Genomic DNA, 15331 nt, shown 5'->3' on the forward strand with positions numbered 1-15331 from the left:
GATTCTCTTGAATGTTCAACTAATTTGCTAGACTCTCAGCATGAGCGCGCAGAAGAACGAGTCGTTCCGCTGGTTGAACGACGAAGAACAGGCCGCCTGGCGCGCCTACCTGACCGCATCGGCACGGCTGCAGCAGCAACTCGACCGCGACCTGCAGCAGAACTCCGGCATGCCGCATGCGTATTACATGATCCTCGCCATGCTCTCGGAGGCGCCGGATCGGGGCATGCGGATGACCGACCTCGCCGAACTGCTGTCGTCGTCGCCCAGCAGGCTCTCCCACGCCATCCGCAAACTCGTCGAACTCGACTGGATCCGGAAGGACGCCGACGCCGACGACGGACGCGTCACCTGGGCGTGCCTCACAGACGAGGGCATGCGCGTTCTCGTGGAGGCCGCTCCCGGCCACGTCACGACCGTCGTCGAGTCCCTGTTCGACCGGCTGACACCGACGCAGGTGGCGCAGTTGCGCGAGATCTCCACCGCGATGCTGCAGGACTAGGAGACGGTCAGAGCCCTCTCAAGGATGTCGGCCTGCTCCTGAGCGCTTCGCTTGCTCGAACCGGTCGCAGGCGATGCGGATGCCGGGCGCGAGACGACCGACACCGGACGCTTGTTCACGCGCAGCAGTTCGAGGCAGATGAACGGCCACGCACCCTGGTTCTCCGGCTCGTCCTGCACCCAGACGAGTTCCGCATCCGGGTACTGGCCGAGCACCGATACGAGTTCGCGCAGCGGGAGCGGGTAGTACTGCTCGACGCGCACGAGGGCGATGTCGTTGATCTCCCGCTTCTCGCGCTCGGCCAGGAGATCGTAGTGGAGCTTGCCCGAGTGCAGGAGAACCCTCTTGACCGCGGTGCGATCGGTGATCGTCGCGTCGTCGATGACCGGTTCGAACCTGCCGGACGTGAACTCGGAGATCTCACTCGTCGCTCCGCGTAGCCGAAGCATCGCCTTGGGGGTGAAGACCACCATGGGGCGCCGAGGCCGCGAATAGGCCTGGCGGCGCAGGAGGTGGAAGTAGGACGCGGGTGTCGACGGCCGCGCGACCGTCATGTTGTTCTCTGCGCACAGCTGCAGGTACCGTTCGATCCGGGCAGATGAGTGGTCGGGCCCCTGTCCCTCGTAACCGTGGGGCAGCAGGAGGACGACGCTCGAGCGTTGCCCCCACTTCTGCTCAGCGCTCGAGATGAACTGATCGACGATGGTCTGGGCGCCGTTCGCGAAGTCGCCGAACTGCGCCTCCCAGAGGACGAGCGCATCCGCGCGTTCCACCGAGTATCCGTATTCGAATCCCATGGCCGCGTACTCGCTCAGCAGCGAGTCGTAGATCCAGAAGCGGGCCTGGTTCTCGGAGAGGTTCGCGAGCGGCAGCCACTCCTGGCCGTTCACACGGTCGTGGAGCACGGCGTGACGCTGCACGAAGGTTCCGCGGCGGGTGTCCTGCCCGGCCATGCGGACGGGAGTGCCCTCGAGGAGCACGGATCCGAGCGCCAGGAGCTCGGAGAATGCCCAGTCGATCGAACCGTTCCGGCTCATGTCGAATCGCTTCTGCAGGAGCGTCTGGAGCTTCTGGTGCACGGTGAAACCCGCCGGCGCATTCGCGTGCGCGTCGCCGATCGCGGCGATCACGCTCTCGTCCACACCTGTCGATTCTGGCTCACCGGATGAATCATCCTGCTGGGAGCCCGGCCGCTCGAGGTCGGACACCGGCTTGCCATCCTGAACGATGATCGGCATGGAACCGGTCTGGGCGGCGTGGGTCTCTGCGAACGCGCGCTCGAGCCGGTCCTGGAAGTCGGCGTGCGCCGCCTCGTACTCCTCTTCGGTGATGTCGCCGCGACCGACCAGCGCCTCTGCGTACAGGGTGCGGACGCTGCGCTTGGCCTCGATGAGGTTGTACATGAGCGGCTGGGTCATCGACGGGTCGTCGCCCTCGTTGTGACCTCGGCGGCGGTAGCAGACGAGGTCGATGACGACATCCTTGTGGAACTCCTGACGGAACGCGAAGGCGAGCTCCGCGACGCGGAGCACAGCCTCGGGGTCGTCGCCGTTCACATGGAAGATGGGTGCCTGGATGGTCTTGGCGACGTCCGTCGCGTATACCGAGGTGCGGCCCTCGTTGGGCGGGGTCGTGAAGCCGACCTGGTTGTTGACGACGAGGTGGATGGTGCCGCCGATGCGGTATCCGCGCAGCTGCGACATCTGCAGCAACTCGACGACGACACCCTGTCCGGCCATCGCGGCATCGCCATGGATGAGGATCGGCAGCACGCGGAAACTGCCGATCGGCTTCCGGTCCTGTTTGGCCCGCACGATCCCGCCCAGGACGCTGTCGACGGCCTCGAGGTGGGAGGGGTTCGCCGCGAGGTACACCGGGATCTTCTCGCCGTTGGCGGCAGTGAAGGTTCCCTCGGTGCCCAGGTGGTACTTCACGTCGCCGGAGCCCTGGACGGTGCGCGGGTCCTGGGTTCCCTCGAACTCGCGGAAGATCTGGCCGTAGGTCTTGCCGGCGATGTTCGTGAGCACGTTGAGGCGGCCGCGGTGGGCCATGCCGATCGCGACCTCTTCGAGCTCGACCTCCGCTGCGGACTGCAGCACAGCATCCAACAGGGAGATCATCGACTCGGAGCCCTCGAGACTGAATCGCTTCTGCCCCACATACTTCGTCTGCAGGAACGTCTCGAATGCCTCGGCCTCGTTGAGCTTCGCGAGGACCCGCATCTGCTCGTCGTGCGTCGGCTTCGCGTACGGCTTCTCCACGTGGTCCTGGATCCAGCGGCGCTCAGCCGGGTCCTGGATGTGCATGTACTCGATGCCGATCGTGCGGCAGTACGAGTCGCGGAGGATTCCGAGGATCTCGCGGAGGAGCGCCGAGCGCCGCCCTCCGAATCCGCCCGTCACGAACTCGCGGTCGAGGTCCCAGAACGTGAGCCCGTGGCTCGAGATCTCCAGGTCGGGGTGGGTGCGCTGGCGGTACTCCAGCGGGTCGACGTCGGCCATGAGGTGACCGCGAACGCGATAGGCGTTGATGAGTTCCTGGACCCTGGAGGTCTTGTCCACGGCATCCGCGGTATCGACGTGGATGTCGGACGCCCAGTGGATCGGATCGTAAGGGATGCGCAGCGCCGAGAAGATGTCCTCGTAGAAGCGGTGCTCTCCGATGAGCAGCTGGTGCACGATCTTCAGGAACTCGCCAGAGCCCGCCCCCTGGATGACGCGGTGGTCGTAGGTGGAGGTCAGGGTGATGGTCTTGCCGACGCCGAGGTTCGCAAGGGTCGTCGACGACATCCCCTGGAATTCTGCCGGGTAGTCGAGGGCTCCCGCACCGATGATGCAGCCCTGACCTCGCATGAGGCGCGGAACGGAGTGCTCCGTTCCGATTCCGCCCGGGTTCGTCAGGGAGATCGTGGTGCCGGCGAAGTCATCCGCCGTGAGCTTGTTGGCCCGAGCCTTCGCGACGAGGGCCTCGTATTCGGCGACGAACTCGGCGAACCCCATGGTGTCGGCCCGCTTGATGCTCGGGACGAGGAGCGCACGGGACCCGTCGGGCTTGGGGATGTCGATCGCGATGCCGAGGTTCACGTGCGACGGCGCGACGACCGACGGCTTGCCGTCCACCTCTTGGTAGTAGACGTTCTGGCTCGGGAACTCCTTGATCGCCTGGACGAGCGCCCACCCGATGAGGTGCGTGAACGATACCTTTCCGCCCCGCGCCCGTTTGAGGTGGTTGTTGATGACGATGCGGTTGTCGATGAGCAGCTTCGCGGGCATGGTGCGGATGCTCGTGGCGGTCGGAACCGTCAGGCTCGCATCCATGTTGGCGGCGAGCGACTTCGACATCCCCTTGAGCGCCTGCACGGACTGCTGCGGCTCGTCGTCGGCGGCTGCCGCTTCGATGTGGTCGATGGGCTGGGTCTTGGGCGCCTCAGCGGGAATCGGCTGGGACTTGGGAGCGATGGAGGTCGTGCGGGCGACCGGGGCGGATGCCGGGAGCTCTGCGGTTTCGGTCGACGGAACTGCGGCCGGCTCCGGCGTCGCAGGCACGGTGGGTACGGCGTCGCTCGTCTTGACGCGATGATAGTTCTCGAGAATGGGCCACCACGACTGGTCGACGGAGTTGCGATCCGCGACGAATCGTTCGTACATCTCGTCGACAAGCCACTCATTCGCCCCGAACTCGCTCGAGGATCCATCCTCCGTCAGTCCGGTAGTTTGGCTGGACACGCCTGACCGCCCACTCTCTGTTGTCAGTGCCTGGCTCGTGCCGGCATCGCATTGTCAGTGCTGGGTGCGGGAGGCACTCGGCCGACCCTCCAACCAGCTTAATCGCATTGACGCGTCGATGCCCTCCACCGCCGCAGCGGCTAACCTTAAAATCATGAGGTTTTACGACACGACGCCCGAGAACGACCTGACCTATTCCGACGTCTTCCTGGTACCCAGCAGGTCGTCGGTCAGCAGCCGGCTGGATGTGTCGCTCGCTCCTGACGACGGAACGGGTGCCAGCATCCCGCTCGTGTCCGCGAACATGAACTCCGTGACGGGCGCCCGGATGTCCGCGACCATGGCGCGCAGGGGCGGGCTGGGCGTACTCCCGCAGGACCTCCATCCGCAGGAACTCGATTCGGCCATCCGGTGGGTGAAGGACCAGTCCACGATCTACGACTCCGGCATCGAGCTGGGTCCTCATGCGACGGTCGCCGAGGCATTGCGCCTCGTCCCCGCCTCCTCCGGCCAGGGGATCATCGTGCGGGAGGCCGACGCGGCCCGCTCCCGCTCGCACGGATATCTCGGTTGCATCGACGCGGCGGCACTGGCGACAGCGCTGCCCGGCGCCCCTCTCACGGACTTCCTGAAGGGCGCCGTCGCCTCGATCGACGCGGATGACGTGACCGACCCTCGCAGCGCGTTCGACCTCATGGTCGCGGCGGATCTCGAGTTCGCGCCCGTCATGCACCACGGCGACGTCATCGGGACGCTGAGTCGGAAGAGCGCATTGCGCTCGACGCTCTACACCCCCAACGTCGACGCACACGGCCGTCTCGCGGTCGCGGCGGCGATCGGAATCAACGGCGATGTGCGGGCCAAGGCGAAGGCACTCGCGGCGGCCGGTGTGGACACGCTCGTGCTCGACACGGCGCACGGCGACCAGGCGACCATGCTCGCGGCCGTTTCCGCCGTCGCGGAACTCGGTCTCGGGCTTCCGCTCGTCGCGGGAAACGTCGTGACGGCCTCGGCGGTGCGCGACCTCGTCGCGGCCGGTGCAACGATCATCAAGGTCGGCGTCGGCCCCGGAGCGATGTGCACGACACGCATGATGACGGCGGTCGGCCGGCCGCAGTTCTCGGCCGTCCTCGAGACGGCGGCGGCCGCCCGCGAACTCGGCGCGACGGTCTGGGCCGACGGTGGCGTCCGATACCCGCGGGATGTCGCGCTCGCGCTCGCTGCGGGAGCGGCATCCGTCATGATCGGCTCGTGGTTCGCCGGCACGGTGGAGGCACCGGGCAAGCTCGAGACCGACGCGACAGGGCGCCTGTACAAGGAGAGCTGGGGAATGGCGTCCACGAAGGCCGTGCACGACCGCTTCGAGCGACTCGACCCCTACGAACTGGCGCGCAAGACGCTGTTCGCAGAGGGGATCTCGTCCTCCCGCATCTATCTCGACGAGTTGCGCCCGTCAGTCGAGGACCTCATCGACATGATCACCTCCGGCGTGCGCTCCTCGCTGACCTACGCCGGAGCCCGCGACCTGGCCGAGTTTCGCGAACGTGCCCTCGTGGGCATTCAGTCGGCTGCCGGATACGAGGAAGGCAAACCTCTTCCGGTCGGCTGGTGAGATCGTGGCGCAGATATACTCGATCAGATAATGGATGACCCTCCGCCTGGTAGTGACGACGGGCCAGCACGATGAACGAGTACCTGATGCTCGGCATCGGAATCGCCCTGACCATCGGGACGGGGCTCTTCGTGGCGTCCGAGTTCACGCTTGTGAATCTGGACCGCTCGGAACTCGAGGTTCGGCGCGATCGCGGCGAACGCAGGCTCGGCATCACGATCGGCGCCCTCAAGGTGACCTCGACGCACCTATCGAGCGCTCAACTCGGGATCACCCTCACAACGCTCCTCACCGGCTTCATGCTCGAACCGGCATTGAGCAGCCTCCTTCGCCCCGTGCTGTCCGGATGGGGCTGGGCTCCGTCGGTCGTCACTGCCGTTGCGAGCGTGGTGGCGGTCGTCGCCGCGACACTCCTCTCGATGATCGTGGGAGAGCTCGTCCCGAAGAACTTCGCCCTCGCACTTCCCCTGCGGGTTGCGAAACTCGTCCTTCCGTTCCAGGTCGGGTTCACCTGGGTGTTCCGGCCGGCTGTGGCGCTTCTCAACAACTCCGCCAACGCGATCCTGAGGGGGTTCGGGATCGAGCCGAAGGAGGAATTGTCCTCCGCGCGGACGGCTGAGGAGCTGCGATCGCTCGTTCGACGCTCTGCGAGCGCGGGGAGCCTCGACCTCGACACGGCGACGCTGCTGTCGCGCACTCTCGTGTTCTCCGGCCACGTCGCCTCGGACGTCATGACCCCCAGGCCCCGCGTGGCGAGCGTCGACAAGGCGGACAGCGCGAGCGTCGTCATCGACCTCGCCAGGAACACCGGATTCTCCCGATTCCCGGTGATCGACGACAGCATCGACGAGGTCGTGGGGCTCGTGCACATCAAGAATGCGGTGGCGGTGCCCCGGGAACGCCGCGCCGAGGTCCCGGTGTCCGCACTCACCTCTGATGCGCTCCGGGTGCCGGAGACCATGAAACTCGACGGCCTGCTCGGAGAGCTGAGAGGCCGCGGATACCAGATGGCGGTCGTCGTCGACGAGTACGGCGGAACGGCAGGCGTCGTCACGCTGGAGGACCTCGTCGAGGAGCTCGTCGGGGAGGTCGCCGACGAGCACGATCGCTCGCGGGCGGGTATCGTGCGTTCCCGAGACGGCGTGACGTTCCCCGGCATGCTGAGGCCGGACGAACTGCTCGAGCGGGCCGGCGTCGCCGTCCCGGAGAACGGCCCGTTCGAAACCGTCGCGGGATTCATCATGAGCGAGCTCGGCAGGCTCCCCGCGGTCGGTGACACCGTCCCCGTCCCCGGCGGGGAGCTGCGGGTCGAGCGACTGGACGGCCGCAGGATCGACCGGGTGCGCTTCACACCTGCGCCGGAGGTGAGCACGGATGAGTGACTGGTGGGGAATCGCCTGGCTCGGCATCCTGCTGCTGGCCAACGCGTTCTTCGTCGCCGCGGAGTTCGCCGTCATCTCCGCGCGCCGATCCCAGATCGAGCCGAGGGCGGATGCCGGAAGCCGTGCGGCGAAGACCACCCTGTTCGCGATGGAGCACGCGACCCTCATGCTCGCGACGAGCCAGCTCGGCATCACGGTGTGCTCGCTGCTCATCCTGAACGTCTCCGAGCCGGCGATCCACCACCTCCTCGAGGCACCGCTCGCCCTCACGGGGTGGTCGGATGCCGTGATCGCCGGCGTCGCGTTCGGCATCGCTCTCGTGCTCGTGTCGTTCCTGCACGTCGTCATCGGCGAGATGGTTCCGAAGAACCTGTCGTTCTCGGTCCCGGACCGGGCCGCGCTCCTGCTCGCGCCGGCCCTCGTCGGCATTTCGATGGTGTTCCACCCGGTGATCGTCGCGCTCAATGCGACCGCGAACGGTGTGCTCAGGCTGTTCCGGGTGGAGCCGCGCAACGAGGCGAACAGCATATTCACGATCGATGAGGTCGCCAACATCGTGGCGCATTCGCGCAAGGAGGGCATCCTGCGGGATGACATCGGAGCACTCTCGGCAGCGTTCGAGTTCAGCGCGAAGAAGGTCAGGGACATCGCTGTCGCGATGCCTCAGCTCGTGAGCTTCCCGGACACCGCGACCCCGGAGCAGGTGGAGCGCGCCGTCGCCCAGCACGGGTTCTCACGCTATGTGGTCCTCGACGACGTCGGAGAGCCGACCGGGTACCTCCACCTGAAGGATGTGCTCGACCTCGAGGAGCCGGACGATTACACGAAGTCCGTGCCGACCAAACGCATCCGGCGCCTCATCTCGATCTTCCAGGACACGGACCTCGAGGATGCCCTCGCGGCGATGCGCCGCTCGGGGGTGCACCTTGCGAGGGTCTTCGATGAGCACGGAAGCGCGAAGGGCGTGCTGTTTCTCGAGGACATCATCGAGGAACTGGTCGGCGAGGTGCAGGACGCCACCCGCCGCAATCGCGGAACCACGAACTATCGTTGACGCATGACCGGGTTCATCGAATGGACATCCGCCGACGCTCGAGACCTGGTCGCCGTACCGAGGGAGTGGGACGACAAGTACTCCCATGGCGTACTCGGCGTGATCACAGGTTCCGATGAGTACCCGGGAGCGGCGGTGCTCGGCGTGGATGCCGCTGTGCACACCGGCGTCGGGATGGTGCGCTACCTCGGTCCCGATCGGCCGACCTCGCTCGTCCTGGCGCGCAGGCCCGAAGTCGTGACCGTCGACGGGCGGGTCCAGGCCTGGTTGATCGGATCGGGGATGGACGCCTCGACGGATGACACCCTCACCGCGGCCCGCATGGCGACCGCGCTCGCCTCAGGACATCCGCTCGTCCTCGACGCGGGTGCCATCGGTGCCTCCGGCGATGCGGTCGGTCCCGCCGTGATCACGCCGCACCACTCCGAGCTCGCGAGGGCACTGCACGTCGACGTCGCCGAGGTCGCCGCGGAACCGGAGGTCTGGGCCCAGCGCGCGGCAGACAGTCTCGGCATGACGGTCATGCTGAAGGGTCACACGACGCTCGTCTGCGGGGAGGGAGGAAGCTTCAGCGTGACAGCTCCGACCTCCTGGCTGGCCACCGCCGGCACCGGGGATGCGCTCGCGGGGATACTCGGGGCACTCGTGGCGACGCACGCCAGGCAGCTCGCAGACGACGCCGGCATCCTCGCCCGCCTTGCGGCGACGGCAGCACTCCTGCACGGGCAGTCCGCTGGTCGCGCAGGAGCCGGTGGACCGTTCACCGTGCTGGGGCTCAATGAGTGCATTCCCGCCACGATCGCCGCGCTGCAGGAATGAGGGGACGCGGTCGGATACTCTGAACCGTGATGAGGAGAGTCGCCACCAACCCGGTTGCACTGTGGTCGGCGTTCATTCTGGCCCACTTGTGGCTCGGCCTCGTGAACCTCTACGGGCCCGGCCTACCTCTCGGTGACGTCACGATCGTCTACAAGTTCTGGTCGGACCAGGTGTTCATCGCCGACTTCTGGGTGGGGATCCACAGCGCCTGGGTGTACCCCATCCTCGCCATCTTCCCGATGCTCGCCGCCGGCATCTTCGGACCCGCGCTCTACGCGAGCACGTGGTTGAGCCTCATCCTGTTCCTGGATGCGATCGCCTTCTTCGTCCTCATCGGGCACAGAAGGACGAGCAGGCATCCGATGGCGGCCTGGTGGTGGATCGCGTTCCTCCTCCTGCTCGGCCCCATCGCGCTCGGGCGGATCGACTCAGTGACGATTCCGCTCGCCATGGTCGGAGCACTCCTCATCGCCACCCGTCCCATCGCCGCCACCGCCGTCCTGACGATCGCAGCATGGGTGAAGGTCTGGCCGGCGGCGATCGTGCTCGCGATGGTCGTCGCCGTGCGTTCCCGATGGCGTGTCTTGGCGACAGCGGCCTCCATGAGCTTTGCGATCGTGGCAGTCGCCACCGTCCTCGGAAGCGGGACGAACGTGCTGAGCTTCATCACCCAGCAGACCGGTCGGGGGCTCCAGGTCGAGTCGCCGGTGAGCACCATCTGGCTGTGGCAGGCCTTCGCCGGCGTGCCGGGCACGATGGTCTACTACGACCAGCAGCTCCTCACCTGGCAGGTGACAGGGAACGGAACCGGCATTGCGAGTGCCGTCATGACGCCCATCATGTTCCTCGTCGTGATCGCCGTCGTCCTGGTTGCGGTCCTGCCCCTCCGCCGCGGCGTGCAGGCGACGGAACTTCTGGCGCCACTGTCGCTCGCCATCGTCTCGGCGCTCATCGCCTTCAACAAGGTGGGCTCGCCGCAATTCATCGGATGGCTCGCGGTGCCGATCGTGCTGGGGCTCACGACATCGCGCGCAGGGCATCGGGCCTGGTTCGCCGTACCGGCGATCCTCGGTGCGACGACGGCCGCCATCACGCAGGTGATCTATCCGTATCTCTACGGCTGGCTGCTGGGGCTGCATCCGCTCATGCTCGGCGCGCTCACCGCGCGAAATCTTCTCGTGCTCGTGCTCCTCGGGTGGGCCATCCACGCCATGGTCGAACTCGGGCGCGATGCGTCGATCAGCCGCGAAGAAGACGGCGATGACGAGAACAGTGAGGCCCCGTTCGGAGACGAACCGCTCGGCGGCGACCCGGTCGACCCGCGTGATGAGGCCGAGGGCTGGCCGCTGGTCGTCGACCGGCGAGGCGGTTAGAGGGCTCCCGATTCGTTGGACTGGAGCAGGATTCCGTCCTGGATCGCGCGCTTCCGGAGTGCGACCTTCGTGCCGACATCGATTCCGGCGACACGATACTTCTCCCGTATGCGCTTGAGGTAGGACTTCGCGGTCTCCTCGGAGATGCCGAGCTGGAATGCGACGGCCTTGACCGGCTCCCCGCCCCCATACAGGGCCATGACCCGGCGCTCCTGCGCGCTCAGCTTCGGGGCCCCGCCGACATCGCTCGCGTTGAGGGCGAGGTCGAGCTCTGCGGAGATGAAGGATTCGCCCTGGTGCGCGGCGCGGATCGCCTCGACGATCATGGCGGCATCCTCGCTCTTCACGAGATAGCCGAGCGCTCCGGCCGCAAGCGCCTCTCGCACGACGTTGGGCTCGGAGTATGTGCTCATGAGCACCGTCTTGACCCCGGTCGTCTTGAGCGTGGAGATCTTCAGGGAGATCGGCAGGTTGTCCTTGAGGTCGAGGTCGAGGAGCACGACGTCCACGGGGAACTCCGGGTGCGTCAGCAGCTCCGGCCAGGTCGTGACGGCCGCGACCATCGAGATGTCGCTCGCGGCGCCCCTGATCCACTCGGTGAGCGCGCCGAGGAGCATCCTGTGGTCATCGACCAACGCGAGTCGGATGGGTGTTTCGTCTGTCGTCACGGCGGTGGCCCCTATCTGTGTACTGCTTGCTCTGCATGGTATTGGTCAGCAGGGTTGGTGACCAGGCATTCGATCTGCACGCGCAGGCTCGAGTTCTCCATGGCGTTCGTGAAGGTGCCGACCCGCGCGAGCGAACCCCAGGTCGCTGGGTCCACCCTATTCCGGGCGACGCCGGTCGTGGTGATCACGATGGGAACCAGGACGGCGTTCTGCGCCCCTTCCGCATCCACCGATCCGGCCGGACCGAGCGTGAGGTGGACAGTCGTACGGTCATTCGATTTGTCGCTCACGAGGAGCCACACCCCGGACAGCAGGCCGTCGCGTTGTTGGGGGTCGAGGAGTCCTGCGAGGCTTCCCGTGTCGGAGAGCGTCACGGACTTTCCCAGCTGTTCGGATTCTGTGATCGCGTGGTACAGCCAGGTCTCGCGCCTGCCCTCGATGAGGTGCAGTCGCAGCTCGGTCGCCAGCGATGCGGCGATCGAGGCGGTCTTGGGGTCGAGTGGCAGTTTCGTCCTGCCGCTCGCGACCGAATCGAACAGCTCCTCGGCTGCGAGGTCGAGGCGGGCAAGTTCCTCGGATGCCATCATGCCGACGGCGAAGCGGGGAGCGGATACGGTGCTCTGCACGAGCACACGGTCGAGTTCGAGCTGCACGATCCGGCGGAAGTTCACGACGAGCCAGGTGGCGAATGTCGGCGGAAGGATGACGGCTGCGAGAACGACGAGCTGGGCCGGCAGGGTCTGCGTCGTGAGTGGCGTCGTGACTGCGATCGCGACGATGAAGGCGACCCCGATCAGTCCGACCGCGATGAGGATCTCACTCGCACGGCGCAGGGTCACCGCGACGAGGAGCCCGCTGCTGGCGACGACCGAGGCGGTCGCGGTGCCCCCGATGTCGTGGAGCGGCCAGATCGCGATGAAGTCGAGGGCGATGACACAGGCGAGCGCAGCGAGATAGAGAGCAAAGAGCCAATTGGGCATCCGTTCGCCGGCCAGGGCGATCGTCACTCCGACGACGATGAGCAGCAGGCAGTAGAGCAACCAGGCGAATGCGACCGGCAGCGGGCTCGGGTAGCTGTCCAGGCGAGTGAGGAAGACGGCGAGCCCCGCGATCCCGACGATCACCGCGATGATGCCGGCGCCGATTCCGAGATAGCCCGTTCCGAGGCTCGCGCCTCCCGCACTGGCCTGGCGGAGTGCCCGTGCCGCAGGGGAGGATGTCGGTTTCGGTCGACCGCGCTTTCCGATGACGACACCGAGGGTGTTCTCCTCCGGCCTGCCGTAGCCGCTCACTTCGGCACCTCCAGTACGACGGTGGTTCCGGACCCGGGGGAGGAGAACAGCCGCGCAGTGCCGCCGACTTCGCCCAGGCGCGCGATGACGGAGTCCTTGAGCCCGAGACGGGCGGAGTCGATGTCCTTCACGTCGAAGCCGATCCCGGAGTCGGTGACCATCGCGCGCACCGTCGTCTCATCGTCGGTGATCGTGACGTGCGCCTCGGTGACGCCGGCGTGCCTGCGGACGTTCTCGAGGCATTCCGCGAGCGCGAGGAGGAACGCGTCGAGCACGTCGCTCGGCAGCAGGACCTGTCCGGTTCCGTGCCAACTGACTTCGAGCCCGATCCGCCCGAAGCGTTGCTTGACGGATTCGAGCGTGGTCCCCAGGATGGCGTCGTCCGTCGCCGGCAACGGTATCGATCCCGTGGAGGTCGGTGTGGCATCTTGCGGCGACGGGTTCACCCCGAGTCTCAACTGTCTCAACAGGTGGGCGTCGTCTGCCGCCTGCGCGCGCAGGGCGCCGGCCGTCACACCGACACCGGAGTGGGCCAGGAGAGTGAGGGTCGCGAGGACGGTGTCGTGGAGCAGCCGTGCCGATTGGCGCCGCTGTGCCTCTATTTCGCTCGCCTGCCGCTCCGCGCGATGCGCTCGGCCGATGCTGTGGATGCGCCGGGCGGCGCGCGGGACGCTCGAGGAGATCCAGAAGCCCGCCGCGGTGCAGATCACCCAGCCCAGGATGACGCCGAGGACCGGGTAGGTCAGGAGGGTCCACGAGCCGCTCACGAGCACCACGAGTGTCACCGAGCAGGCGAACGTCGCTGCGAGGACGATCATGCGGGGGACGGATCTCGTGAGAACAAGGGCGAACGACGCCATGGTCCCGCCGGCGAATGGCACGAGCACGATCGCGAGACCGCCTCGGTCGGGGGTCTCGAACGGCAACTGGACGATGGTCAGAATCGCAAGCCCCGAGGCAATGGCCAGCAGCACCCAGAGGAGTGAATGGTCGTTCCCGAGTCGGAACAGGCAGAACCCGAGCAGGGTGCCGAGAAGGAGCGCGGCGAGAAGGCTCGTCAGATCGACGAGTCCGGGAATGGTGATGCCGAGGAACGTCACGATCGCGGTCGCGAAGCCGGCGAGCCGCGCCGCGCGGTGCAGAAGGCGATCGCGTTCCTTGGATATCAGTTCCACGTAGGCAATCGTCACACGCGTGTCCCCACAAATGGGGTCAAAACACCGCGGAATGACACACCGTGTCCCATGGGATTCCCAGCGGTCTGGCCGGGACCTGTCAGGTCCATCCGCACTGGGATCCCACGAATTCGTACAACTGGAGTCGAACATCGTCGGTGACCCCGATGAAGATGCGGCCCGTGTCGAGTCGTGTCGTCACGGTGAACGTGAAGAACGTGCCGCGTTTGTCTTCGAGGACGACGTGGGGATCGCAGCGCGCGGGCAGCAGCACGAGGGAGAACGTCACCGGCGTTGTGGCGTGCGACAGGTCGATCCCGAGCGGCACGGTATCGCCGACCCGTCCGGTCGCCGGGTCGCGCGCCCCGAGCAGGACCGTTCCCCGCACGTCGTCGATCGTCAGGATGCCGCCCGCCCCGGTCGGAACAGCGGTGAAGTCGAGAACTGCAGCCGTGGTGCCGTCGACCGATGCGATCCGGATGGCCGGCGCCGCGCTGATCGTGGCGACGGCGGCGACGGCATCGTCGCGGCAATCCTCCGCCGCGATCGCGGGGAGCTGGCCCATTCTGTCGTCCGGCGACATCCTCGCCTGTCCTTCGCCCCCATCGAACGAGAAGCGGATGTCGACCGTCGGTTTGCCGGGTTCCGCATCGCATCGGGCGGGCGGCAGCAGCAGGCGGAAGTCGGTCGTCGTCCCGGGGCGCACAGTGGTCGGTGCCCGTGTGTACTCGACGGAGGAGAACACGGGCGTGGAGAACGAGAGTGCGAGGACGTCGAACGGCGCATCCGTCGCATTCGCGATCGCGACCTCGAGTTTGTGCTCCGAGTAGTCGATTCGGCTCTGGTACACGTCGATGGTCACACCGTGCGGGAGGCCGGGGCTCGGTGTCGGAGCGCAGGCACCGAGTGTCACGGGAATCGCCAGCGCGAGAGCACCGGCGAGAACCAGGGTGGCGACTCGATTCGCATGCACGGGCACGTGCGACATTGTAGGTCGCTGCACCGCCCCGCCGCACCGCTGTCAGTCGGCGTCGACCCAGCCCTCGCGGACCCCGTGTTCGCGCAGACTCGCGCGCGACCCGAGGTCGATTCCGACGTCGCGATACTTCCGGCGCGCGCGCTTCACATACGACTTGACGGTTTCCTCGGTCGTCGTCATGCGACCGGCGACCTCGCGAATGCTGAGACCGCTCGAATACAGCGCGAGCGCCCGTTGCTCCTGCCGTCCGAGGTTCGGCGTCGGCGGGGTGTCACCGATGAGGGTGACGGCATCCGCGAGGGAACCGGGGAGGTGACTCTCTCCACGGGCGGCAGCAGTGATGGCGAGGACGAGCTCCTCCGTGTCCTCCGATTTGGGAACGTAGCTGAGCGCTCCGGCGGACAGCACTCGCGCGACCGTCGCCGGGTCGGCGTGTCTGCTGATGACGACGACCTCGCTGCCGGCCGCGCGCAGGGCCTGCACCTTCGTTCCGATGGAGATCGAATCATTGAGATTGAGGTCGAGCACCGTCACTTCGGTGGGGAACTCCGGGTGGGAGACGAGGTCCGACCAGCTGTTCGCCGTCAGGACGACGTCGAGGGAGTACGCATCGTCGGAGAGGTGGGTCGCAAGCCCGTCGGTGAGAAGCGGGAAATCGTCCACGACGGCGACCCGGATGGTTCGACCGCGGTACTGGCGATGTATCCCCGGCTCTTTCGGTGCCATGGCGACCTGACTCTCCATTTCCGG

Annotated in this window: 12 protein-coding genes; 6 read left to right on the forward strand and 6 right to left on the reverse strand. The window is 66.7% G+C overall.

Translation table 11 applies throughout. The features are described from left to right. Window positions 1–40 precede the first annotated feature (40 nt). Entirely contained in the window at window positions 41–502 is a 462-nt protein-coding gene (locus tag BKA04_RS11000; protein WP_104096453.1) for a MarR family winged helix-turn-helix transcriptional regulator, read from the forward strand. Here BKA04_RS11000 and BKA04_RS11005 read toward each other — a convergent pair. Further along, complete coding sequence (locus tag BKA04_RS11005; protein WP_104096454.1) at window positions 499–4227, reverse strand: multifunctional oxoglutarate decarboxylase/oxoglutarate dehydrogenase thiamine pyrophosphate-binding subunit/dihydrolipoyllysine-residue succinyltransferase subunit; 3729 nt, start codon at window positions 4225–4227, stop codon at window positions 499–501. The two genes, BKA04_RS11000 and BKA04_RS11005, sit on opposite strands and share 4 nt — an antisense overlap. Window positions 4228–4381: 154 nt before the next feature. Here BKA04_RS11005 and guaB1 point away from each other — a divergent pair, with 154 nt between their 5' ends. The 5 genes from guaB1 (at window position 4382) to BKA04_RS11030 (ending at window position 10467) form a co-directional block, all read left to right on the forward strand. Then, window positions 4382–5839 (forward strand): GMP reductase, encoded by a 1458-nt coding sequence (gene guaB1 / locus BKA04_RS11010; protein WP_104096455.1) that lies wholly within the window; start codon window positions 4382–4384, stop codon window positions 5837–5839. A gap of 71 nt (window positions 5840–5910) precedes the next feature. Then, window positions 5911–7221, forward strand: a complete 1311-nt coding sequence (locus BKA04_RS11015) for a hemolysin family protein (protein ID WP_104096456.1) — start codon at window positions 5911–5913, stop codon at window positions 7219–7221. Next, window positions 7214–8275 (forward strand): hemolysin family protein, encoded by a 1062-nt coding sequence (locus BKA04_RS11020; RefSeq protein ID WP_104096457.1) that lies wholly within the window; start codon window positions 7214–7216, stop codon window positions 8273–8275. The genes BKA04_RS11015 and BKA04_RS11020 overlap by 8 nt, the downstream gene beginning before the upstream one ends. A gap of 3 nt (window positions 8276–8278) precedes the next feature. Further along, window positions 8279–9094: an ADP-dependent NAD(P)H-hydrate dehydratase gene (locus BKA04_RS11025; RefSeq protein WP_104096458.1), complete on the forward strand. Its 816-nt coding sequence runs from the start codon at window positions 8279–8281 to the stop codon at window positions 9092–9094. A 26-nt stretch (window positions 9095–9120) separates the two neighbouring features. After that, a complete protein-coding gene (locus tag BKA04_RS11030; protein ID WP_104096459.1) occupies window positions 9121–10467 on the forward strand; it encodes a glycosyltransferase 87 family protein in 1347 nt (448 codons plus the stop codon). Here BKA04_RS11030 and BKA04_RS11035 read toward each other — a convergent pair. The 5 genes from BKA04_RS11035 to BKA04_RS11055 all read right to left on the reverse strand — a co-directional run bounded on the left by BKA04_RS11035 (window position 10464) and on the right by BKA04_RS11055 (window position 15325). Continuing rightward, window positions 10464–11135, reverse strand: coding sequence for a response regulator transcription factor (locus BKA04_RS11035; protein ID WP_104096460.1), 672 nt, complete (start codon window positions 11133–11135; stop codon window positions 10464–10466). The genes BKA04_RS11030 and BKA04_RS11035 overlap by 4 nt on opposite strands. Window positions 11136–11146: 11 nt before the next feature. Then, a complete protein-coding gene (locus BKA04_RS11040) occupies window positions 11147–12427 on the reverse strand; it encodes a hypothetical protein (protein ID WP_104096461.1) in 1281 nt (426 codons plus the stop codon). Next, entirely contained in the window at window positions 12424–13602 is a 1179-nt protein-coding gene (locus BKA04_RS11045; protein WP_104096462.1) for a sensor histidine kinase, read from the reverse strand. Before BKA04_RS11045 ends, BKA04_RS11040 begins: the two co-directional genes overlap by 4 nt. 100 nt (window positions 13603–13702) lie before the next feature. Continuing rightward, the gene (locus BKA04_RS11050) at window positions 13703–14581 is read right to left on the reverse strand and encodes a hypothetical protein (RefSeq protein ID WP_134542299.1); all 879 of its coding nucleotides are present in this window, start codon (window positions 14579–14581) and stop codon (window positions 13703–13705) included. A 42-nt stretch (window positions 14582–14623) separates the two neighbouring features. Further along, the gene (locus tag BKA04_RS11055; RefSeq protein ID WP_167309734.1) at window positions 14624–15325 is read right to left on the reverse strand and encodes a response regulator; all 702 of its coding nucleotides are present in this window, start codon (window positions 15323–15325) and stop codon (window positions 14624–14626) included. Window positions 15326–15331 lie beyond the last annotated feature (6 nt).

Origin of the sequence: Terrimesophilobacter mesophilus (assembly GCF_014200375.1) — a bacterium.
Classification (GTDB): Bacteria; Actinomycetota; Actinomycetes; order Actinomycetales; family Microbacteriaceae; genus Terrimesophilobacter; species Terrimesophilobacter mesophilus.

Excerpts from the sequence above, each read along its gene's own strand:
- BKA04_RS11020 (WP_104096457.1), top strand. The coding sequence starts at position 7,214 with ATGAGTGACTGGTGGGGAATCGCCTGGCTCGGCATCCTGCTGCTGGCC.
- BKA04_RS11025 (WP_104096458.1), top strand. The coding sequence starts at position 8,279 with ATGACCGGGTTCATCGAATGGACATCCGCCGACGCTCGAGACCTGGTC.
- BKA04_RS11055 (WP_167309734.1), bottom strand. The coding sequence starts at position 15,325 with ATGGAGAGTCAGGTCGCCATGGCACCGAAAGAGCCGGGGATACATCGC.
- guaB1 (WP_104096455.1), top strand. The coding sequence starts at position 4,382 with ATGAGGTTTTACGACACGACGCCCGAGAACGACCTGACCTATTCCGAC.
- BKA04_RS11000 (WP_104096453.1), top strand. The coding sequence starts at position 41 with ATGAGCGCGCAGAAGAACGAGTCGTTCCGCTGGTTGAACGACGAAGAA.
- BKA04_RS11015 (WP_104096456.1), top strand. The coding sequence starts at position 5,911 with ATGAACGAGTACCTGATGCTCGGCATCGGAATCGCCCTGACCATCGGG.